Origin of the sequence: Furfurilactobacillus milii (genome assembly GCF_021654115.1) — a bacterium.
In the GTDB taxonomy this organism is placed as follows: domain Bacteria; phylum Bacillota; class Bacilli; order Lactobacillales; family Lactobacillaceae; genus Furfurilactobacillus; species Furfurilactobacillus milii.
In genome coordinates this window covers 29987-51923 of record NZ_JAIWJF010000004.1, presented here as the reverse complement: position 1 = coordinate 51923, position 21937 = coordinate 29987, and the positions used below count along the sequence as shown (strand labels likewise).

Sequence of the window (21937 nt, the reverse complement as noted above, 5' to 3'; positions counted from 1 at the left end):
CCAATAAAAAAGATGGACGCGCTTGTCGAAAACCATAATAATGGAGAGGCAATTGACAAGGTGGGACATTCATCATGATGACAGTGATTTTGAGTTTACTATTATTAATCTATTTTATCCGTGGTCAGTTTGGGTTTGAACGCCCTAAACGCTGGCGATACTGGTTAATTCCGATTTTTTCATTAATTATGTTTGGCGTGACGTTTAAATATAGTGGGATCAACGTTATCATCGCGTTGGGGATGTTGATACTTGGCACCGTAATAGGTATGTATCAAGGCCAATTTGCCACGATTCGTCCGATAAAAAAGGCAAATTTAGAAGATCGTGTGGAAGTACGCGGTGGGCTTCACTACCTCATCGGGTGGGCGTTGATTTTAGCGATTCAAGTGGTCGCTGAAGCGATTCTAAAACACGAGGAACTTGCCATTGCGGCGGTGTCCAAGGAAGCTTTTCAGGGTGTTATCGAGGAGCTATTTCCGCTTCGACGAATTCACGGCGGTGGTTGGTGGGTTCTGTGGGCCTTGTCTGCTAGTTCCAGCCTGAGTTACACCTTAACTTTGGGACGTCGTTCACCGGCCTTCTGGGCAACGATTAAACGACATGCGCGACGTGACGAACGCCGTGCTGACCGGAAACGGATGTGATGAGCATGGCGTTGATATGGTCAGCAGTCGTGGCTTTTTTGGTCACGAATACAGATGATTTAATTTTGTTAATGTTGTTTTGGGGCATTGTGCGCACAGCCCGTGATCGGACAATCGTTATTGTTGGTCAGTATGCCGGGATTCTTTCGCTGGTTGCGGCCAGTTGGCTACTTAGTTTAGGTTTCATGACAGTTCCAACGAAGTGGGTCGGCTTACTGGGACTGTTACCGTTGACTGTTGGGGTTGTCAATCTTTGGAAATGGTTCAAACGACCACACGCCGTAACCGAAGTCACGGCGGAGGAAGCCAATACTGTTTCCGCAATATCTGGCAAACTCTCCGTGGCATTGGTTTGGAGTGTGACCGTCGGTGATGGTGGGGACAATCTAAGTGTCTACATCCCGTTTTTTGTACATCAACCGTTGTGGCGAATGGTCACAATTGTTTTCGTCTTTATCGTGATGACGGCCTTTTGGTTATGGTTAAGTAATCGTTTGGTTCAAACAAAGGCTATCGCTCATGGTATTGAACGGTTTGGTACGTGGTTGATTCCATGTCTGTTCATCATCATTGGTCTATTTATTATTTTAAGTAGCGGTTTATTTTAAACAAAACTCAAAAGGCGATTTCACCACGTTTTGCGTGCTGAAATCGCCTTTTTGGAAAACTATTCAATTATAATTTATCAACGAAAATATTGTTGGCGGCCTTAAAACTGACATCAACAGTAGAACCATCGGCTTTTGCTAACGTCAACGGACCTTCAAACGGTGCATGACTTTTGATCGTGTACGTTTGTTCGATAGAGAAGTTGAGGCTTTCCAAGTAGTCCAGCAAATCGTGGTTATCCACGAACCGTGCCAAACGAATCTTTGTGCCATCTGCAACTTCGTCCAGTGTTGTCCGGCTGCCGACTTCGTAGTTACCGGCCTGATCAGGAATGGCACCGCCATGTGGGCAGTGACCAGGATGATCTAGAAAGGCATCAAGTGCATCAATCATATGATCACTTGAGCTGTGTTCCAGCTTTTCCGCCTCTTGATGCACTGTTGCCAAAGTGTATCCTAATTTTTGAAATAGGAAACACTCCCATAAACGGTGTTTACGAACCAGTTCCTCAGCTGCCTTACGACCAGACTTAGTTAGTGAGATTCCAGCGTAGGGTGTGTGTGACACCAACCGTTCTTCCACTAATTTATTGATCATTTCAGTAACTGACGCTGCCGCAATGTCGAGACTCAACGATAATTGTTTATTTGAAACTTTTCCAGAAACGCCACCTAATTCAAAAATCATTTTTAGGTAGTCTTCCTTCATAGGAGTCATTTTATTCCACCCGTTAATTTAATTTTGTGCGTTACAACATTTATAGCCCATTTACGCATAAATAACAAGTAAATGACGGCGAAGATAGAGAAAAAGTAAGTGGCGTCACAATTGGTTTTAAGCGATTTTTATATTGTTAAGTGATTGTCACGGTATAAGCATTTAAATTGTCTCTTATTAATGATTGCTTGATAATTATTGTGTTGCAGATAATTATCGCCGTATAAGACAGGCGATCTGTTCCCCTGTCTTGCGGCATAGCTGTTAATAAGCTGCATTTGGTTCACTCTTGCGCTTCTTTTTGAAAACAACAGTGTCGAAATAAACGTATTCTTAATAATTATTGAGACCAATTTGAGGTTGAAATATTTTATGAATAAATAGAGTGCAAAAACTAGCTGTTTATTGATTATTTAGAATGATTCTAATATAATGAAATTAACAAACACCACACAACTAAGGAGAGGGTACCCATGAAAAACCGGCAAAAACTGAGTTTAATCATTACGGTCGCCGTCATTGCATTAGTGTTGCAATTTATCGCACATCAAGCACTTGCTGCTCAGTGGTTGATTACAATAGTAGGGGCTGTAATGGCGTTTGGAATGTTGATGGGGATGATTCGAACGTTACGCAGTGGTAAATATGGCGTCGACCTCCTTGCAATTACTGCGGTGGTTGCCACACTTGCCGTTGGTGAGTACTGGGCCGCGTTGGTTGTTTTAGTGATGCTAACTGGCGGCGATGCGTTGGAAGATTTTGCATCACGGCGTGCGAACAGTGAGCTGCAGGCATTACTGGATAAAACGCCTGAAGTTGCACACCGCGTGACGAATGACACCATCACTGATGTTGACGTTGATTCATTAAAGGTTGGCGATCGCTTGCTAATCAAGCCCGGCGAAATGGTTGGGGCTGACGCGCATGTCGTTATTGGGACGTCCACGTTTGATGAATCTTCCCTGACCGGTGAAGCACGGCCAGTTGAAAAGGGCGTTGGGGATGAAGTGATGTCTGGTGCAGTGAATGGTGATCAAACCGTCACGGTTCAGGTTGACAAACTAGCGGCTGATAGCCAGTACCAAAAGATTATTCAATTAGTTCGTGAGGCAGAAGCACGACCGGCACATTTCGTGCGCATGGCGGATCGCTATGCTGTGCCATTTACATTGATCGCTTATATGATTGCAGGAGTTGCTTGGTTCATTTCTAAAGACCCAGTTCGTTTTGCACAAGTGTTAGTGGTTGCGTCGCCATGTCCATTAATTTTGGCGGCACCGACTGCGCTAATTTCTGGGATGTCACGGGCATCACGCAACGGGATCATCGTTAAAACTGGGACAACTCTTGAAAAATTAGCTGATGCGCGTAGTATTTCGTTTGATAAAACTGGGACGATCACGAATGGTGTTCTAAGCGTTGATCAAGTGATACCGGAAGGCTCAACTACAAATGATCAGTTGTTGCAGTTAGCGGCTAGTGTAGAACAGGGCTCGAGTCACATTCTGGCACGATCATTGGTTGAACATGTTGGCGCACAACATTTGGTACCCGTTAGCGATGTGACGGAATCCACAGCAAACGGCGTGAGCGCAAAGGTTGATGATCATCTTATCAAGGTCGGCAAACTTAGCTTTGTGACCGAAGAAAAGTTATCGCCACAGCAGCAGACTGCCGTGTATGTCTCACGTGATGGTAAATATTTGGGCGCCATTACATTTATGGACACCATGCGAGACGAAGCGCCGGCAACCATGAATTGTCTGCGACGTTTAGGTGTGGACCACATTATGATGTTAACGGGTGATCAACGACAAGGCGCCATGGCCATTGCAGAGCAGGCTGGCGTTGATGACGTTCATGCTGAGCTATTGCCAGCGGATAAAATTGCCGCGCTCAAGCAAGTGCCGAAAAACTTACGACCAGTCATTATGGTCGGGGATGGCGTGAACGACGCACCATCGCTGGCAACCGCCGATGTCGGCATTGCGATGGGCGCTCACGGGTCGACCGCGGCTAGCGATTCCGCTGATGCTGTTATTGTGAAGGATGATTTGAGCCGTGTAGTGAGTGCCCGCATCATTGCCGCTGACACCATGAAAATTGCTAAAGAGTCCGTGCTGATCGGGATCTTCGTTTGTGTCGGCCTGATGTTGATTGCAGCTACCGGAGTTGTGCCCGCATTAATCGGTGCCTTGTTACAGGAAGTCGTGGACACTGTGTCGATCCTTTCTGCATTACGGGCTCGTCGTGGTAAGAAACGACCAGCAAGCCAGTTGGCCGGTTTGAAGGCGGACATCGTAAATGCCTAGGCGTGGAATCGAGGAAAAGATGACAGTAATCGAACAATATATCGCGGATCAGCCAGCAGAACGGCAGGCGCGATTGGACGAATTATATGCAATGTTGAAAGCAGAATTGCCTAATGCACATGAGAAAATTTCTTACGGCATGCCAACTTTTTATGGTCAACATAACATTATTCACTTTGCGAATATGAAGCATCATACCGGTTTGTATCCTGGCGCGGAACCGATTGCGTTGATGCAAACGGAGTTAAGTGATTTTCATACTAGCAAAGGTGCTATTCAACTGCCACTAGACAAACCGCTGCCGGTTGACCTGATCAAAAAGATTGTTCAGTTGGCTTTGGCGCGTGAGCAACGGTAGATTGTTGGGTGTAGTTGCAACTGTCGCTGGCGGTTGGCAACATTGACACACCGCCATGGGACCGGTTCAAGCTTTCTGAAAACCGAAGTCTTTCACCTCGCCGTCGAGCCTCGTGAAGCCCGCGAGTCTTGACGTCCGTCCGTGATGTAAATCTGAGCAAATTCACTCAGATTTACATCACCTGCACGGCTTGGTGTCACTGTTGCCGCCCTTTCGCTCACATAGCAGTGATCATCACGTCACCACTAAAACAGACAACACCACGTTCAGACATTAGTATTTGGCAATGCTGTCTAGATGTGGAAATTTCTGCGATTTTCCACAACGATAGAGTTGTTCCCATATGTGAGATGGTTAAAAATCTTTAGAGCGGGCTTTGGTTATGTAGTGGAGCAGACCGGCGACAGAGTTTCGGTGTCGACAATACTTAATGGCAGGGGTCTAGCCATTTAGTATTGTGGGACGACTTCTGAGACGAACTATGGCTCAGAATCGAGGCTGAAAACCGCGGCTTTTGCGGGTTGAGACCGGTCCTCACGGAAACGGCGTCGCCGGTCAGCGCAACGAAAGCACATCATGTAAAACAAACAGCGTCCAGACTATCAAAATAATCTGGACGCTGTTTTTGAATGAATCGAAGAGAGGGCGGGAAAACTTACTGCACTTTGACAGTATTTTTAGTCAGTGCAGTTGCCAGTCGTTGAATACCAGCAGTGATTTGTTGTTCATCAACACCGGAAAAGTTCAACCGCAGGCCATTGTGTACGTTTTGGTGAGCGAAGAAGACTTGACCGGGAACGTAACTGATATGTGCTTGTGGCATCACGACGTCCTGTAACAATGCTTGTGTGTCGACATTTTCTGGCAGTGTCAACCAAACGAAGAAACCACCGTCAGGGCGTGTGAATTTAACTGTGTCTGGCATGAATTCGGTCAGTGCGTTTAGCATAGCGTCTAGTCGATTGCGATAAGTAGTCAGCATGTTAGCCACATGTTGGTTTAAGTCGTTGTTATCCAAAAAGGCTGACACGGCATGCAACATAATGGCAGGTGATTCAAGATCACTGGTTTCTTTCAGTTGACGAAGTTTATTGATGACCATTTCATCCGCGACCACCCAACCGGTGCGCAAACCTGGCATTAAAATCTTTGAGAAGCTGCTGATGAAAATAACGCGACCATGGCGGTCAAAAGATTTAATAGCTGGCAATGAGTGACCGTGGTACCGCAAATCACGGTATGGCGTATCCTCAAGAATGTAGAAGTGATACTCTTCAGCTAGTTCAACCAACCGCTTCCGTTTGGCAACGGACATCGTAACACCGGTGGGATTATGAAAATCGGGCACTGTGTAGACCAGTTTGATATTGGGATGGGTTTTTAACAATGCGGCGAGTGCGTCAACATCCATGCCGTCGTCTTCCATCGGCACGTCTAAGTAGGTAGGACCATATTGATCAAACGAAGCAAGGGCACCAACATAAGTAGGTGTTTCGACAGCGACCTCATCACCGGTATCGAGTAGCAACTTGGCTACTAAATCAATGGCTTGTTGGCCGCCTTGGGTGACCAATACATTATCGGCTGTGGCATTGATGCCAGCCGTTTGGTGAACGCGATTGGCCAGTTGTTGACGAAGGTGAACGGGGCCAGCGACCTCCTGATACTCAAATAAGTGGTTACCCGCAGTATCGATGGCGGTGTTAAAGGCGTTTTGCATTTGTGCGGTTGGAAACAGGTCAGGGTTGGGATTGCCAGCGGAAAATTTAATCCCGTCTGGACCTAACTGCCCACCAAATAACTGTGCCAAACGACTTTCTATGCCAATGGCGGCACGATCTGCAAATAATTCACTCATAACTGTCGCTTCCTCTCTTTTACTTGTTGCCAAGTATAAATGATGTTATTGAATAAATAAAACTCAACTTTTTCAATTTAAAGTGAAGTATTTTCATCTTTAACATTGATTTACATGGCTGAACGTAATTCGTTTCTAGATAAAGTGCTTAGTTGTGTACTGGCGATGTATACTTAGTGATTATCAGTTAATTTACTAGTCTAATCTAATAACGTGCTTGTGGCGTGGCCGTTGCGTCGACTAGAAACGCCGTTCCATGGGATCGGTCTCAGCCTGTTTTGCACAGTCTTCAACCTCGACTTTGAGCCTTACAACCCAAAGTCTCAAAGCTCGTCCTGCATGACTAAGTGGCCATAAATCGTCCACTAAGTCATGCTTTCACGGAACTATGTTTCTAGTCGGCTTCACTTGCAACGTAGTAGCTAGTTAAATATTATATTTAAGATTGATTTAAATGCATAGTAGAAGAGAGGTTTAAACATGAATGCAAGAAAAATTAGTGATTTAGTTCGCAGCATCGGTATTAAGCAGCGGATGATGGCTGACACGGCTTTGCGTGAGTTGGGTATTAACGCGGTCCAGGGTAGAGTCATTGGCTATATTGCAGATCATCAAGAGCACGGTGTCATTCAACGTGAACTAGCAACGGCTGTGCAACGCCGCAGTGCCAGTATCACCAGTGTGCTACAAGGTTTAGAAAAACGTGGCTTGATTGAACGCCGAGTACCAGCCGATAATGCCAGAAATAAACAGTTGTACTTAACTGCAGCTGGTAAAGCGATGGTGGTACAGTATGATTCACTGGCTCAAAAGATTAATGAACAAACTGTTGAAGGACTGACGGAAGCTGAGATGGCCGATGTAGTCGCATTATTAACTCGATTAGATCAAAATTTGCCAAAAATCTAATTTTTTGATTGACAGTTAGAAATCTAACGATTACACTCTATTTCATTAGTTAGGCATCTAACATTTACGCGAACAGTTAGACTTCTAACTATATAATTAGAAATTAGAGGTTATTTTGAGATGAAAAATAGAATTGAAGTTAATGGGCAGACGTTTTCACGAACTCTGTTTGTTCTGACCTTATTGATTGGAACATTCTGTGACATGCTAAATCAGACGGTTATGGCGGTCGCACAACCGAAACTGATGAGTACTTTCTCTGTATCAACAGCTACCATTCAATGGTTAACAACAGGATTCTTGCTAGTTATGGGGATTATGGTGCCAATCACTGGCTGGTTGACGGATCGTTTTAATGTGAAATGGCTCTATATCTTTTCACAATTGTTATTTTTGACGGGAACCTTTTTAAGTTTCGTAGCGCCATCTTTTGGTGCCTTATTGGCAGGTCGATTAATTCAAGCGGCTGGTTCGGGAATTGCGAGTCCGTTAACCATGACAATGCTGTTTGCCATTTTCCCGCCTGAAAAACAAGGTGCCGCAATGGGATTGATGGGCATTGTTTTTGGCTTAGCACCGGCCATTGGACCGACATTCTCTGGTTGGATGGTTGATAGCTTTAGTTGGCGCTACATTTTCGGACTTATCTTGCCAATTACGATGATTGTACTAGTGATCTCATTGTGGACGATTAAAAATGTTATTCCACAACGCAAGACACCACTAGATATATTGTCTGTTTTTGAATCAACGGTTGGCTTTGGAAGTTTGCTGTACGGATTTTCAGCGGCCGGAAACGACGGTTGGCTGAGCGGTAACGTTGTTATTGCAATTCTTGTTGGGGTCGCTGTCATTGGCTTTTTTGGTTATCGACAACTGCACATCACGGATCCTTTGCTTAACTTAACGCCGTTTAAGGCACGCAATTTCACCTTGGGGACGTTGGTTGGCTGTGGTGTTATGGCGGCGATGATTGGTTTTGAAATTGTTTTACCGATGTACTTACAGATTATCCGCGGTTTGTCAGCAATCGATTCAGGCTTGTCGTTACTGGCAGGCGCGTTGGTGACTGCGTTAATGAGTCCGATTGCGGGGATGGCTGTTGATAAGTACGGTGCCAAACGTCTTTTAGTCATTGGAATGAGTATCTTAACGATTGGTACAGTTCCATTTGCGTTTGTCACGACGCACACATCAATCGTTGCAATCATCGTTTTATACGCGGTGCGGACTTTTGGAATTTCATTGTCATTAATGCCAGCGTCGACGTTGGCTTTTGCGGCAGCTCCAATGAACCTGATGGGACATGCCAGTGCTAACAATAACGTCGCTCGTCAAATTGCCAGTGCCGTTGCAACAGCAGTGTTGGTCAGTGTATTTGCAAATGTAACGAAAGCAAACATGCCAGCTAAGCATTTATTGAATGTGGACCCATTGGCTTACAAACATGGTGCCTTTGACGCATTGCTCAGTGGATATCACGTTGCTTTTTGGCTCACTGCACTGATGAGCTTGATTGGTATTGGTCTGGCGTTGTTAGCACAGGAACGATCGGCGACTGAGTCAGTCTCTGATAACACGATTGCGACTGAACAGGCGTAGCTAAAACGAAATGGAGAGGTTGAAGAAATGATATTGTTTGGCATTATTTTAGGTGTGATTGGCTTGTTCGCCAGTTTCGTCTATGGCAAAAAAAATTCATGGCGGGTTGTTGGCACCATTGTGTTTGGGTTGTTGTTGATCGGGTCAGTGACCGCAATCGTTGGCAATGATACGCATCACTGGGCAATGCATCGCTCGACAACTCAGCAACAAACAGTGATCAAAGCCAGCAAGCAGACACGTCATGGGCCATTACTATTGGCCGTTAAACTTGACCGTGCCGGTCACGACAAGGCGTACGTCTATAAGACAAGTGGAAACCAAACGAAGCATACGAATCCAGAAACCACGCGTGTGAGCGTTTACCAAACCGACAAGGCTAATTCAGCAGCAATCATGACGACAAAACGGCATGAGTGGCAGTATTCTAGACTCGGAAAAATTATGTTTGCTGGGCTCCATAACAATCATGAATTGATTTATAACAGCGTTAATTACAACGTGCCGTCAACCTGGTCCGTGCTAACAGTACAACATCGTTGAAAAATCACGATTACAAGTGTAAACTTTAGCCATTGAAACTAGTTAACGATGACGAAAGGTGGTTCTCAACATGGAAGCCACAGTAAAACTTGAAATTAGTGATGCTGAATGGGAAGTAATGCGGATTGTATGGACGTTAGGTGAATCAAACAGCCGCCAGATTACCGAAATTTTAGCCGACAAGATGGGTTGGAAATCAGCTACAGTTAAGACGCTTCTGGGTCGTTTGGTTAAGAAGCAGGCGCTCACAACGAGAAAAGACGGCAACGCGTTCATTTATACGCCGTTGGTTGCTGAACAAGATGCCATGGACAGTGCAACGCGAGCTTTGTTTGGTCACCTGTGTCAGATGAAAGTCGGTCAAACGTTAGCTGATCTGATTGATAATTTGACGCTCAGCAAGGCAAACATTGCTGATTTGCAGGCTCAATTGGCTGAAAAAGCGAAGGCCGCGCCGGAGACGGTGGCATGTGATTGTTTGCCAGACGGCTGCGATGCCATGAAGTAGGAAGCCTAATTAAATATTTGTTTTGATGAAAGGGAACTGTTTGGCGCAATAGCCAGACAGTTTTTTTATGAAATCACGGAACTTATGACTTGACGATTTCCGTTTACGATTGTAAACTGTACCTATCGATTACAAATGTAAACGTAAAATTAAAAGCATCAAGGGAGGCACATGATGAACAACATGTCGATGGATCATGAAATGAAGCACGACGAAATGAATCATGATGATATGCAGATGGCCGGGCATGGCATGATGCACATGGGGAATCTCAAACGGAAGTTTTGGGTGTCCTTAGTCTTAACGATTCCGATTATTTTATTAACGCCAATGATGGGCGCACGGTTGCCGTTTCAGTTGTCGTTTCCTGGTTCAGACTGGGTAGTGGCGTTAATTGGCACCATTTTGTTCTTCTACGGTGGGGCACCATTCTTTTCCGGAGCCGTTGACGAATTGAAGACGCGCAAACCAGCGATGATGGCGTTAATTGCCATGGGTATTTCTGTTGCGTACATTTACAGTATTTATGCCACAATCGCGAACAATGTGTTCGACGTGAAGCCAATGGTGATGAATTTCTTCTGGGAATTGGCAACGTTGATTGACATCATGCTGCTAGGCCACTGGATTGAAATGAACGCGGTGATGAATGCCGGTTCAGCGGTTGACTCACTGGCCAAACTCTTGCCGAACACGGCACACAAGATCGTCAATGGACAGACACAGGATGTTCAAGTCAACGAATTGGCTGTGGGAGATCACGTGTCGGTAAGAGCTGGTGAACAGATTCCAGCCGACGGAGTGTTAGTAAGTGGAACCACTAGTGTCAACGAAGCCATGGTGACGGGTGAGGCCAAACGGATTGAGAAGAAGGCCGATGATAAAGTTATTGGCGGCTCAGTCAACGGTGATGGCACGTTTGAAATGACGATTACCGGAACTGGAGATTCAGGTTATTTAGCGCAAGTTATGGATTTGGTGGCCAATGCACAACAGTCGAAGTCAGAACAAGAAAACATGGCTGATAAAGTTGCCGGGACGCTGTTTTACGCGGCGTTGTTGGTCGCCATCGTAGCCTTTGTAACATGGCTATTCATCGGTAATTTGGCGCTAGCACTATCCGTGGCAGTGACGGTGCTGGTGATTGCCTGCCCGCATGCGCTTGGTTTAGCGATTCCGCTGGTCGTTGCACGAAGCACATCTATTGCTGCCCGTAACGGTTTGTTGATCCGTAACCGAGATGCAATGGAACGTGTCAAGACGCTAAAGTACGCCCTGATGGATAAGACGGGTACTTTAACCGAAGGAAACTTTGAGGTGCATGCTGTTGGCAGTTTAATTAATGGTGTGAGCGATGACGCGGTATTGGCCCAGTTGGCTGGTTTGGAAAATGGGTCTAGTCATCCATTAGCAGTTGGTATTCTGAACGCGGCCAAACACCGCCAAATTACAGCGGCAAAAGTGACTGACATTGCTCAGATTACTGGTGTTGGCGTGCAGGGCCACGCAGATGGTCATAAGGTAGCCATTGTCTCGGCCACATATTTGAACCAGCAGGGGATAGCCTACGACCACCAGCAGTTTGATCAACTTGCCAGTTCAGGCAATTCAGTTAGTTATTTACTTGTCGATGATCGATTAACTGGTTTCGTGGCGCAGGGGGATGAAATAAAGCCGGCTGCCAAACGTATGATCAGTATGTTGAAGAAACAACACATTGTGCCGGTTATGTTAACAGGTGACAATGAACAAACGGCCCAGGTTGTTGCCAAACAATTAGGCATCGACGAAGTGCGGGCGCAACTCATGCCAGAGGATAAGGAGAAAATTGTCCGTCAGTATCAGCAAGATGGTTCCGTCATGATGATTGGTGATGGGGTTAACGACGCGCCAAGTTTAGCGCGTGCAGATATTGGTGTGGCGATTGGCTCAGGCACAGATGTGGCGATTGATTCGGCCGACGTTGTGTTGGTTCGTAGCGACCCTAACGATGTTGTTGAATTCTTGAATTTAGCCCGTAAGACAACAGGCAAGATGACAGAGAACCTCTGGTGGGGAGCTGGTTATAACATTTTAGCCATCCCATTAGCAGCAGGGGTCTTGGCACCGTTGGGATTTATCCTTAGCCCAATGCTCGGGGCAGTGTTGATGTCTCTAAGTACAGTGATCGTAGCGATTAACGCGATGACACTGCGGGTAAATAAACAAGCTGAATAGTTTTAAGACCACAATTCCGATTTACTTCAGAATTGTGGTCTTTTTTATGCGACTAAAGCCTTCTTTTTCTGTCATCCTCATGGAATTATGACTTTCTCCTTGTGTAACCAATTTCTCTAAATCTTGGACTCGTATAATTTGTTCAAATAGGTGAATATTGAGTACACTTCTTTGCCAAAAAATGTTAGTGGATTTAATATTAATCGGGTTCACTAATATACTTATATCACTTGGGAGGGATGCTATGGGTCTTAATAAGCCCCTAGGTCGTGAACGTTTCATCAATTTGGTGATTGCGTTTGTAAGACTTAGCCGCTGCGAATACTCATATGTACTCAAGGGGGGATTAAATAATTGGCAATAAAATATTTCTAATTTTCGAAAAAAGATAATCTGGTTGGAAGGTAGAGAATACTATTGTATTTCTATCAGTAGCTTTGAAAGTATTTAAATATAATTAGTAGGCAAGGAGATATTTTTATCATGAAAAACAAGATTGCAACGGGACTAATGTTAGCAGTGCTACCAATGACTTTAGCAACTGTCGGTGCGACAAATGTCAAAGCTGATGCGACACATGCCACGACGTTTGAAATGAAAAAAAACGATATGAGCAAAATGTCTGGTGCCATCGTCGGAAGTTATAATAGTAAGGACAAGAAGGTTGTTGGAGCAACCTTGCCTGGTAAATCTGTGTCATTCAAGGTCTCTATGTTGAAAGGGGACTCAACATACTTGCATTTTGCCTTTATGCACGCCGCATCTGGATCAAAGGGTTGGTATTTTGCCCCAATGTCAGCAGATGGAATCAAATTAAGTAAGGCGGACTTTAAAGATGGTAAGAGTGTAAATATTACGAATAAAATCGGATTGTTTGCGGCTCCGGATGCAAGTACTGTGAAGTCAGTCAAAGCAAATGACGGTAAGCTGAAATACGAAAAGACTTCAAAATTCCTAAAGGCGACCGTTAAAGAAATCGATGGCAAATATACGGTTACTATCAAAAATATGTCTAAGGGTAATTACAAGACGCCATTCTCATCTGGTGTTTGGGGTGCCGAAATGAATGGCTCAAAGGCTTTTGACCACACGCCGTCAGCAGCATTAAGTAAGCTCGCTACGATGGGACACCGTGACGATTTACTAAAAAAGGCCGAAATGAAATAAGGCAGATATGTCGGTAGGCAAGGTATCTCACTGAGTTTGAATTTAGGGATATTTATGTACTGTGAAGACATTTGATTGATTATTGCGCTCTGTTTGTTGTTACAGAGCATGAAATACATTTTGTTTTTAATCATTGAAAGACGTCAATTCCGATATTCTTTAAAGCGGACCGCGAACCATTAACTGATTTGTCGACGTTATAGAATGCGTGTAAATCATCTAAGCGTTTTTTCTGTATTGTTGTTTCAATCAGTTGACGGGTAAAGATTAAATTAGCTTCGTGAATTTTCTGCTGTTGTTTCATTTTGCATCGCCACCATCCGGCTCATAACTACTGTTAAAGCTGCGTTCATGATAAGGATCTCGCTTAATGACTGTTTCCGGCTGAATCATATGTGTGGTGTAACGCAATTCGATACCGAGTTTCGAGATTTCTTTGAGTTTCTTAAGTGCAGTGATCGTCGCGATTAACGCAATGACATTGCGGGTAAATAAACAAGCTGAATAGTTTTAAGACCACAATTCCGATTTACTTCAGAATTGTGGTCTTTTTACGTCGTTAATTAAGTTTGATGTGCCAAACAGCGGACTGGAAGGCCTATTTGGCTGTTGTTTCGTTTGATGTAGTTGTACCCTCAAGTTCAGCGCTATCTGTGTTTAAGTCGCCACTATCATCTGGATTTGTCGTAGGCGTTGAGTTTGCTAAAAAGCGGTTTGGTCGTTTGGACTTCTTAGCCAGCAGGCCCCACTCAATGAGCTCAAGGACGAAGAAAATTAATAGTGCCAGAGCTCCCCACTCAAAATTAGCCATGGAGGCAGTTACGTGACCGTCATCGTAATTTACGACTAACAGAATCAGCTCGTAAATGGTGACTAGGAATAGCAGAAAACGTGTCACCCAAAAGGCAATCAACCAGTGTGCTGACCAGTTAAAGTCGTGGGAGCGACGAACAGCAATCGTGAACTTAGGAATCAGTGTTGCTAACATGAAAATAATGGCGAGAATGGCAAACGTATTGGCAAACACGCTATTATCACCGCCAGCAAATAACCAGTGGGTCATGTGCGGATTCCCGGTTCCCACACGAGCCGACGGATGATCATTGAAATCAAAGGCTCGTAAATATTGCATGGCCTGAAATAGAATTTCAAAAAAGAAGTTAACTAAAAAGGCCCACCAAAATTCCGCGCGGGTCGCAACGCCCTTGATGTGAAATGAGTGTTGCCAAAATTTCTTGTACGCGACTAACATGCTGCTTCCCCTCACATTTCTTAGCAGAATTATACCATGCGATTCCGCAATAAAAAGTAAAGCAACCCTTAATTCTGACTTTGGCAACGTAAATTTGTATAATAGCGTCATGAGAAAGAAGGCGGACCATGATTTTTGAAAAGTACCATCCGATTATGACTAAACACTATGAATTAGACTGGCTAACCACATTTAAAGTGAAAGAGGTCTTTGCATTACGTCATGATGCCAGTGTAGCAAAGTTAACTAATCGGGACGTTGATGCAACCATCATGGACACGGCGGCTCATGTAAATCGTGTCATGAGCAAGATTATGCATAACGATGCTTTAATATGGGGCATTGGTGACAAACGGACGGGTGAATTCTTAGGGACGTTTGGGTTCGATTCTTTTGTGGCAGATCGAGCAACTGCAGCAATTACGTTTGAACTATTGCCGTCTGCTCAGCGCCAAGGTGTCATGAGTGAAGTGCTGAGTCATATGTTGTCGTTTGCGTTTGATGAACTTGGTCTCATTCAAGTTATTGCAAACGTGCAGTCAGACAACACACAGACCGTTGCGCTCTTGAAGGGGCAGGGCTTCACGTTGGATCGCGAGACGGCGGGGGAGCTACAGTTTAAACTGAGACAAGACGAACGGTAATTTTGAATAAAACAAAGTTTACCAAAATCTGATAAAAGCGCTACAATGAAACCAACGAGCCGTCCCCACAAAGCGTGGGACTTAATGGCGCCCGTTTCTTTTCCATTTAAAAGAGGCGAATATCATGGCTAAATTGAGTAAGGAAGAACGTAAGGCTTTGATTGAAAAGGCCGAAGAAGATCGTGCTAAGAACCCAAAGCCAGAATCAAAAGAATCTGGCTTTGCCACGATTGATGCAGATGCAAAGAAGTTGGAAGACGAAAACTAGTTTTCCAACGTGGTTGCTTACATAGGTAAGCGTGCCGAGTGATAACAATTGTTGTCGCTATTAATAAAAATAAGGTTAAATGATGCATATTCAATGTGTCATTTAGCCTTATTTTTATTTATGCACATGACTGTGCAGACTAGTATTAGTTGTTGTTAACTGGTGTGCGTCTGTATTTTGTTAGGATATGAGCTGGAGGGCGGTAACAATGATACCGAGCCATGATGCCGAATTTACATCACGGACGGTCGCAGAGACCCGGTTTTTCACGGAGCTATGCAGCGAGGTCGAGGTGAGGGACCGTGAATTTCGGGCTCGATCTGGTCCCACGGCGAGCGTGTCATTGTTGCCAACCGTAAGCGCAAGTCACGCACGATAAAGCACCTCATCACATATTAAGACATCCTCAATGTGTCACTCAAAAATCGCATGCAAAACACGGAATGCGGTATAATTTAGCTAACAATCAACAAACGTTTGGAGGCGAATTGTCATGGCAGATGCATTGGAATTAGCACGTCGAGTCCGCGATGGTGAAGTGACCAGTGAGGCCTTGGTCGAAGCAGCTTTCGCCCGGATCGAAGCGACCAACGATGACTTGAACGCGGTCGTTCACACGCGTCGTGAAAAAGCGCTGTCGGAGGCCCAACAGTTGCAGAATCTTGGTCAGCCTTTTTTAGGTGTGCCACTGCTATTGAAGGATCTCGGCCAAAATTTGAAGGGTGAACCGGCCACACTGAGTGCCCGCTTATTCAAAGATGAAATTGCGGGTCAAACAGATAATTTTGTGGCTGCGTTGCAAGATGCTGGTTTTATCATAATTGGTCAAACGAATGCGCCAGAGTTTGGCTTCAAAAACATTACTGATCCAGTGCTCTATGGTAAAACGCGGAATGCGTGGGACCGCGACTATTATCCGGGTGGATCATCTGGCGGCGCAGCGACAAGTGTTGCGGCCGGTTATGTACCATTGGCTGCCGGTAATGATGGCGGCGGATCGATCCGTATACCGGCCTCATTCTCCGGCTTGATTGGGTTGAAGCCCACACGTGGGCGAGTGCCTGTCGGTCCTGATGGCTGGCGTGGTTGGGCCGGCGCGTCCATTAATTTTGCGTTAACGCATTCAATTCGCGATACAGCAGCCTTATTAGACTGGTTGCAAACGTACCAACCAGAGGCACCATTTAGTACGCCCGTTAACTTACAAGGGTTTGCGGCGCAACTCTGGGATCAGCCAGCTCATCTGAGAATTGCTTACAGTACAAAATCACCCGTTGGTACGCCTGTTTCTAAAGCGGCCGTGCAGGCAGTCGAGGATGCCGTGACATTCTTACAGGAACAGGGCTATGAAGTAGTCGAAAAGAGTAATCCATTGGACGGTGTGGCACTCATGCGGTCTTACTACATGATGAATGGTGCTGAAACCGCCGCAATGTTTGATTCCGTTAATCAAGCCTTAGGACGTTCGGTTGAGCCAGACGATATGGAACGGTTGACGTGGCTGATCTATCAGGCAGGACTGGGTGTCACTGGTGCACAGTATAGTCAGGCAATGAGTCTATGGGATCAGGCAAGTGCACAGATGGATGACTTTTTGGACACGTATGATCTGTACCTGACCCCAACGACTGCTTATCCAGCGCCACGTTTGGACAATCCTTTGGTGGATCCAGATATTGATGCTCAAATCGATCATGTGACGCGGATGAAATCTTCTGAGCGATTGCAGTTGTTGTGGGATTATTTTGAACAGGCACTGACATTGTCGCCATTTACGCAACAGGCTAATTTGACAGGACAACCGGCCATCAGTTTGCCAACATTTGTGACTGACTCAGGCTTACCAATTGGCATTCAGTTTACCGCCCGCAAAGGTGATGAACTGGCGTTGTTGCGTATTGGTCGTTTGTTTGAACAACAACATCAACTAAAGCTACCCACATTTGAAGAGGAATGACAGGATTTAATAATGAGTGAAACGATGTATGATTTAACAATTATTGGTGGCGGTCCCGTGGGCTTATTTGCCGCTTTTTACGCAGGTTTGCAGGAGTTAAAAACGCAAGTTGTTGAGAGCTTGCCCCAGGTCGGTGGTCAATTAACCACGCTGTATCCGGAAAAACGCATTTTGGATGTGGCCGGTTTTAGCCACGTAACTGCCCAAGAATTAGTCGACAAGTTAGTGGCACAAACGAGTGAATTTCCAGTTACGATAAAGACGGAAACAACAGTGACTAACGTGAGTGGTCAACTGGGTGATTTCACGATCACGACCAACAAGGATGTAACCCATTCTAAGGCTGTTTTGGTGACTACAGGTAATGGCGCTTTCACGCCGCGCAAACTGGCTGTGGATAACGCAGAGGCGTTTGAAGGGCGTAATCTTTGGTACTTTGTGCCGAAGGTCGCTCAATTTAAGAATCATGACGTGATGATTGCTGGTGGTGGAGACGCTGCCATTGATATTGCGTTGATGTTAGAACCGGTGGCCCATCATGTATATTTGATGCACCGCCGGGATTCATTCCGGGCGTTGCCACACAGCGTAACTAGGCTGAATGAATCCAGTGTTGAAACGGTTACGCCTTATCTTGTGAGCGGACTGACCGCAAACGGCAATCAGGTGACAGTCGACTTAAAAGAAATGAAAACTGACAATCACCGAGCGGTTACCGTGGATGATCTGGTTGTGAATTATGGTTTTATTTCTGATCACAGCGTGTTTGAAAACTGGGACCTGCAGTTTGACCAAAACCGGCAACAAGTGGCTGTTGATGGTAGCATGAAAACTAGCATTGACGGCATTTATGCCGCTGGCGATACGGCCAGCTATGATGGCAAGGTGGCCTTAATTGCGACAGGATTTGGCGAAGCGGCTACGGCTGTTCACGCTGCTGCGTTTGCTATTGATCCGCATCACCGTGGTCCAGTGCACAGTACGTCGGTTCACTTACCCAACGAATAATCAGTGAAAACGATAACTTCTGACAATTATTGTTTTTATCGCTTTATGTCGGTTGAAAAACGGCTATAATGATATCTACTAATGTCTTTTTAATTTATGTAAAAGCCCTGTGAAAGGATGTGCTTCACATTAAAAAAGTTATGAGCTGGGTGTGGCCAGTTTTAATTGGTTTTGCCATTGCAATGTTAGTTAAATGGCTTCTGATTGCACACGTACGTGTTGACGGCCCCTCAATGTTGCCTAACCTTCAGAATGACGAGCGGGTGTGGGCCTTTAAGCAGGCGCCATTAAAGCATGATCGCGTCATCGTGTTTAAGGCTTACGGTGTGGACCCACAGGCGACTGATACTAAAGTTATGTATGTTAAGCGGATTATTGGAATGCCTGGAGACACGATTGATTATCACGCTGATGGAAAGTTATACGTAAACGGTAAGTTTGTTTCTCAGAGCTATATCACCAAAAAACAGCAACAGGCTGGTACGCTAACAGCTTTGCCACATAATGGCAATAACTACAAAGGGTTTAATCTAAAAACACTTAGCTATGATGAAAACTGGACGCGTAACGCTGGTGTTACTAAGGTTCCAAAAGATAGCTATTTCGTTCTCGGGGATAATCGTGCTGTATCAAACGACAGTCGGTACTATGGCTTCGTACCGAAAAGCAAAGTTGTCGGCGTCGTTAAAGCTTATCCGTGGTCAGAGAATCATGAGCAAATTAACGTAAAATGAATTTATTTTAGTTGGAGAAGGGACGATAACGCCAAGTTTAGGCATTATTGTTTCTTTTTTTATGCAATAAATTTGGTTAAATGGGTATAATATTAATAAGTTTATGGTATTTTTTAGGTTTCTCAACTACAATTAAGTACAATTCATTTCATAAGTTTAACTTTAATCACTTGGGCAAAGCTATAAGTGGATCAAAGACAACTGGGTTTATTACAGTAATTTTTGAGAAAAGGGGTTCTCGTAATGTCCGAACCAATGAATGATCAGGAAAATGTTGATGCAATGGTTGCAGTACTATGTGATCACTACGTTAACGAAGTTTATGTCGCTAACCGTGCAGCGATTAATTTTGTTAATCACTTCGGTCTGAATTTACAAACGGCCGTTTTGTTGAGACGAATCGCTGCAAACAAAGGCATCACCGTGTCTCAACTTACCAAGGAAACGCCATTTTCAATGAGCGTTGTCTCGACACAAATTGGTAAGCTGTTAAAAGACGATCAGGTTGAAATGAAAACAACCGCTGATGACCGCCGAACCAAATTGGTTTTCTTAACCAATAAGGGTGTTCGTTTGCATCACAAGATTGAAAAGTCGATTCGTGAATCAGTTGAAAGTTTAGGCGACACCATTTCAATTGAAAAAATCGATGATGCAATCAAGTTAATTGAACAACTTGGCGCATCCTTACCGACCTTCGAATAAAAAAGACATCAATGCGGATATTTATAGCGTGTTGGTGTTTTTTTGTGCGCTGAAAAATGGGGATTGTCTGACCGCTTACGGTTGCCAACATTGACACGCTCGCCGTGGGACCGGTTCAAGCCAGAAGCTCACGGTCTTTCACCTCGCCGTAAAGCCTCGTGAAGACCGCGAGTCTTTACGACCGTCCGTAACCTAAATTCGGGCAAATCACCAAATTAACGTTACCTTCACGGCTCGGTATCAATATTGGCGCCCTCCAGCTCACATAGTTACAAGCTTGCACATCGTTTAACCATCAATTTTCGACATACCAGGATTGCCAGATGACCTGTTGCTTTCAACTGTTGGCGGTAAATAATGTATTCTACAAAGAAGCAGATTGCTTCTTTCTCATCATCACGGTTTTAATCTCTTATTATGATTGCCTCGTATCAACACGTTGATACGTTTTTAGTGATATGATTATAAAATCATAAGAGAATTTCAGAGAAATTAAAGTGATCGATAAAACTTTAATAAATGATTGGAAAGTTCCGTTATCGAAAAACACGAAATTACTGAACGCGGAGGTGAGCGGATATGGCAAGGCAGGGGTTAACGACGAACATAGGATTGCGACGCTGGTTTTTCGTGCAAGTAATCATTCAAGAGCTTATTTTAATTGCAGGACGTGTTGTGCTCCATCAAAATCGAACTACGGTGGTGGTGCTACTGGATGTGATGCTGGTATTGAATTTATTAGGGTTGATTTTGTTGGCCCCAAATGAGGAAACATTAGCAAATCGTCATTGGTTCAAACGTTTTCTGTATCGTTTTAATCACTATGGCCAAGTATTTGTTCAGACGGTGACGGTTTCATTGGTACTTATGGTATTGGTGGTCATCTGTGTGAAGCGGTTGCACGTTAATGCTAATGGTGCTGCAATCGTAGTCTTTATCATGTCATTGCTGGTTTATATTCCTGTTGGCGTGTTTGCTTACGGACGCATTGAATCGTTAGTTGGCCGAGTTGTGGTTCTCTTCTCAGTTGGGTTTGAGGTCATCGTGGCTGCGCCTGAAATTGCGGTCATGGCGTTTGAAAAGTCATTGGCGCCAGTAGTAAAAGACTTGGCAACCAGTGGTTTTGTTGGTGCCTTTAGTTTCGTGATTATTACGGGCTTCGCAATGAAAGTTTGGGGGTTCCGTTTGCCTCGATTTGGGTTTTCCAGAACGGCGCAGTGGTGGATCATCGTTTTACTGGCGTTGTTTTGTGTCGGCTACGTCATTTTTAATAGTTTTGACGCAGGAACATCGTTTGGCACCCTGTGGAAATTCGACTTTCACATGAAGTCACCGACCTTCAAGATGATGTTAAACGGTGTGGAACCTGGGATTGTGGAAGAATGGCTACTTCGCTTTGCCACGCTTAGTCTCATGATGCGTGCATTTGAGTTTTCACGTCATCAATTTGGTTGGTCCGTGGCTGTTACGAGTATTTTGTTTGGCTTGTTTCATCTGCCAAACGCACTTCAGGGGCAAAGCTGGTCAGCTACGTTTGAACAGGCGCTGTCGGCAGCCAGTATCGGTTGTTTACTAGCCGCTTTGTATTTGTACACACGTGCTTTGTGGTGGCCGATGTTGTTCCATTTCAGCGTTGATAGCTTTGCGTTTATGAGCAGTGGCACCCAGACAATGGGTAAACCGGGGATGTTTGACTGGTGGATGACTGTTATCCTAGCCGTTATCTTTATCGCCATCACCATTTTCTTACTGACGGGTGAGCGGGGCCGCAATGCCAAACGAAATTTCCCAGAGTTTACAGGAAATGGGTTGTTTTTCGGCGGTTCAGTTTCCCGTCAAACGTTTCCGACCCGTTAGTTACAGATTCAGGTCGATGTAAGTTATTGCTGGATGTCGCTTGCGGTTGCCACCATTGACACGCT

Annotated in this window: 21 protein-coding genes; 17 read left to right on the top strand and 4 right to left on the bottom strand. The window is 44.8% G+C overall.

Annotated features, from left to right (window positions below; all coding sequences use genetic code 11):
• Positions 1–74 precede the first annotated feature (74 nt).
• Both LDK34_RS06140 and LDK34_RS06135 read left to right on the top strand, forming a co-directional pair.
• The gene (locus LDK34_RS06140) at positions 75–647 is read left to right on the top strand and encodes a hypothetical protein (RefSeq protein ID WP_178943106.1); all 573 of its coding nucleotides are present in this window, start codon (positions 75–77) and stop codon (positions 645–647) included.
• Between the two features lie 5 nt (positions 648–652).
• Positions 653–1255 carry a cadmium resistance transporter gene (locus LDK34_RS06135; RefSeq protein ID WP_178943105.1) on the top strand — a complete coding sequence of 201 codons (603 nt, stop codon included), beginning with the start codon at positions 653–655 and terminating at the stop codon, positions 1253–1255.
• Between the two features lie 67 nt (positions 1256–1322).
• Here LDK34_RS06135 and LDK34_RS06130 read toward each other — a convergent pair whose 3' ends face one another.
• On the bottom strand, positions 1323–1973 hold the full coding sequence (locus LDK34_RS06130) for a metal-dependent transcriptional regulator (RefSeq protein WP_026017100.1): 651 nt from the start codon (positions 1971–1973) through the stop codon (positions 1323–1325).
• Positions 1974–2446: 473 nt separating this feature from the next.
• Here LDK34_RS06130 and LDK34_RS06125 point away from each other — a divergent pair, with 473 nt between their 5' ends.
• The gene (locus LDK34_RS06125; protein ID WP_178943104.1) at positions 2447–4285 is read left to right on the top strand and encodes a heavy metal translocating P-type ATPase; all 1839 of its coding nucleotides are present in this window, start codon (positions 2447–2449) and stop codon (positions 4283–4285) included.
• Between the two features lie 19 nt (positions 4286–4304).
• The gene (locus LDK34_RS06120; RefSeq protein WP_178943103.1) at positions 4305–4643 is read left to right on the top strand and encodes an iron chaperone; all 339 of its coding nucleotides are present in this window, start codon (positions 4305–4307) and stop codon (positions 4641–4643) included.
• A gap of 655 nt (positions 4644–5298) precedes the next feature.
• Here the strand turns inward: LDK34_RS06120 and LDK34_RS06115 are convergent.
• Positions 5299–6501 carry an aminotransferase-like domain-containing protein gene (locus tag LDK34_RS06115; protein WP_236941572.1) on the bottom strand — a complete coding sequence of 401 codons (1203 nt, stop codon included), beginning with the start codon at positions 6499–6501 and terminating at the stop codon, positions 5299–5301.
• Between the two features lie 480 nt (positions 6502–6981).
• On the opposite strand from LDK34_RS06115, the gene LDK34_RS06110 reads away from it, so the two are divergent.
• The 6 genes from LDK34_RS06110 to LDK34_RS06085 all read left to right on the top strand — a co-directional run bounded on the left by LDK34_RS06110 (position 6982) and on the right by LDK34_RS06085 (position 13447).
• Positions 6982–7410, top strand: coding sequence for a MarR family winged helix-turn-helix transcriptional regulator (locus tag LDK34_RS06110; protein WP_178943101.1), 429 nt, complete (start codon positions 6982–6984; stop codon positions 7408–7410).
• Between the two features lie 120 nt (positions 7411–7530).
• The gene (locus LDK34_RS06105; protein ID WP_178943100.1) at positions 7531–9012 is read left to right on the top strand and encodes an MDR family MFS transporter; all 1482 of its coding nucleotides are present in this window, start codon (positions 7531–7533) and stop codon (positions 9010–9012) included.
• A gap of 27 nt (positions 9013–9039) precedes the next feature.
• Positions 9040–9555: a DUF4811 domain-containing protein gene (locus LDK34_RS06100; protein ID WP_236941571.1), complete on the top strand. Its 516-nt coding sequence runs from the start codon at positions 9040–9042 to the stop codon at positions 9553–9555.
• A 70-nt stretch (positions 9556–9625) separates the two neighbouring features.
• On the top strand, positions 9626–10063 hold the full coding sequence (locus tag LDK34_RS06095; protein WP_178943098.1) for a CopY/TcrY family copper transport repressor: 438 nt from the start codon (positions 9626–9628) through the stop codon (positions 10061–10063).
• Positions 10064–10237: 174 nt separating this feature from the next.
• Positions 10238–12280 carry a heavy metal translocating P-type ATPase gene (locus LDK34_RS06090; protein WP_178943499.1) on the top strand — a complete coding sequence of 681 codons (2043 nt, stop codon included), beginning with the start codon at positions 10238–10240 and terminating at the stop codon, positions 12278–12280.
• A gap of 483 nt (positions 12281–12763) precedes the next feature.
• Positions 12764–13447 (top strand): hypothetical protein, encoded by a 684-nt coding sequence (locus tag LDK34_RS06085; RefSeq protein ID WP_178943097.1) that lies wholly within the window; start codon positions 12764–12766, stop codon positions 13445–13447.
• A 130-nt stretch (positions 13448–13577) separates the two neighbouring features.
• Here LDK34_RS06085 and LDK34_RS06080 read toward each other — a convergent pair whose 3' ends face one another.
• Together LDK34_RS06080 and LDK34_RS06075 are read right to left on the bottom strand one after the other, a co-directional pair.
• Positions 13578–13751, bottom strand: a complete 174-nt coding sequence (locus tag LDK34_RS06080; protein ID WP_178943096.1) for a hypothetical protein — start codon at positions 13749–13751, stop codon at positions 13578–13580.
• A 294-nt stretch (positions 13752–14045) separates the two neighbouring features.
• Positions 14046–14699, bottom strand: coding sequence for a DUF805 domain-containing protein (locus LDK34_RS06075; RefSeq protein WP_236941570.1), 654 nt, complete (start codon positions 14697–14699; stop codon positions 14046–14048).
• Between the two features lie 128 nt (positions 14700–14827).
• Here LDK34_RS06075 and LDK34_RS06070 point away from each other — a divergent pair, with 128 nt between their 5' ends.
• From LDK34_RS06070 to LDK34_RS06040, 7 genes are all read left to right on the top strand, one after another.
• Entirely contained in the window at positions 14828–15343 is a 516-nt protein-coding gene (locus LDK34_RS06070; RefSeq protein ID WP_178943094.1) for a GNAT family N-acetyltransferase, read from the top strand.
• Between the two features lie 124 nt (positions 15344–15467).
• Positions 15468–15611 (top strand): hypothetical protein, encoded by a 144-nt coding sequence (locus LDK34_RS06065; RefSeq protein WP_162854132.1) that lies wholly within the window; start codon positions 15468–15470, stop codon positions 15609–15611.
• A 493-nt stretch (positions 15612–16104) separates the two neighbouring features.
• Positions 16105–17568, top strand: a complete 1464-nt coding sequence (locus LDK34_RS06060) for an amidase (protein ID WP_236941569.1) — start codon at positions 16105–16107, stop codon at positions 17566–17568.
• A gap of 12 nt (positions 17569–17580) precedes the next feature.
• Positions 17581–18576: an NAD(P)/FAD-dependent oxidoreductase gene (locus LDK34_RS06055; RefSeq protein WP_236941568.1), complete on the top strand. Its 996-nt coding sequence runs from the start codon at positions 17581–17583 to the stop codon at positions 18574–18576.
• Positions 18577–18695: 119 nt separating this feature from the next.
• Positions 18696–19310, top strand: coding sequence for a signal peptidase I (lepB, locus tag LDK34_RS06050; RefSeq protein ID WP_178943091.1), 615 nt, complete (start codon positions 18696–18698; stop codon positions 19308–19310).
• Between the two features lie 243 nt (positions 19311–19553).
• Positions 19554–20015 carry a MarR family winged helix-turn-helix transcriptional regulator gene (locus LDK34_RS06045; protein ID WP_178943090.1) on the top strand — a complete coding sequence of 154 codons (462 nt, stop codon included), beginning with the start codon at positions 19554–19556 and terminating at the stop codon, positions 20013–20015.
• Between the two features lie 579 nt (positions 20016–20594).
• On the top strand, positions 20595–21872 hold the full coding sequence (locus LDK34_RS06040; protein ID WP_178943089.1) for a CPBP family intramembrane glutamic endopeptidase: 1278 nt from the start codon (positions 20595–20597) through the stop codon (positions 21870–21872).
• Positions 21873–21937: the final 65 nt, after the last annotated feature.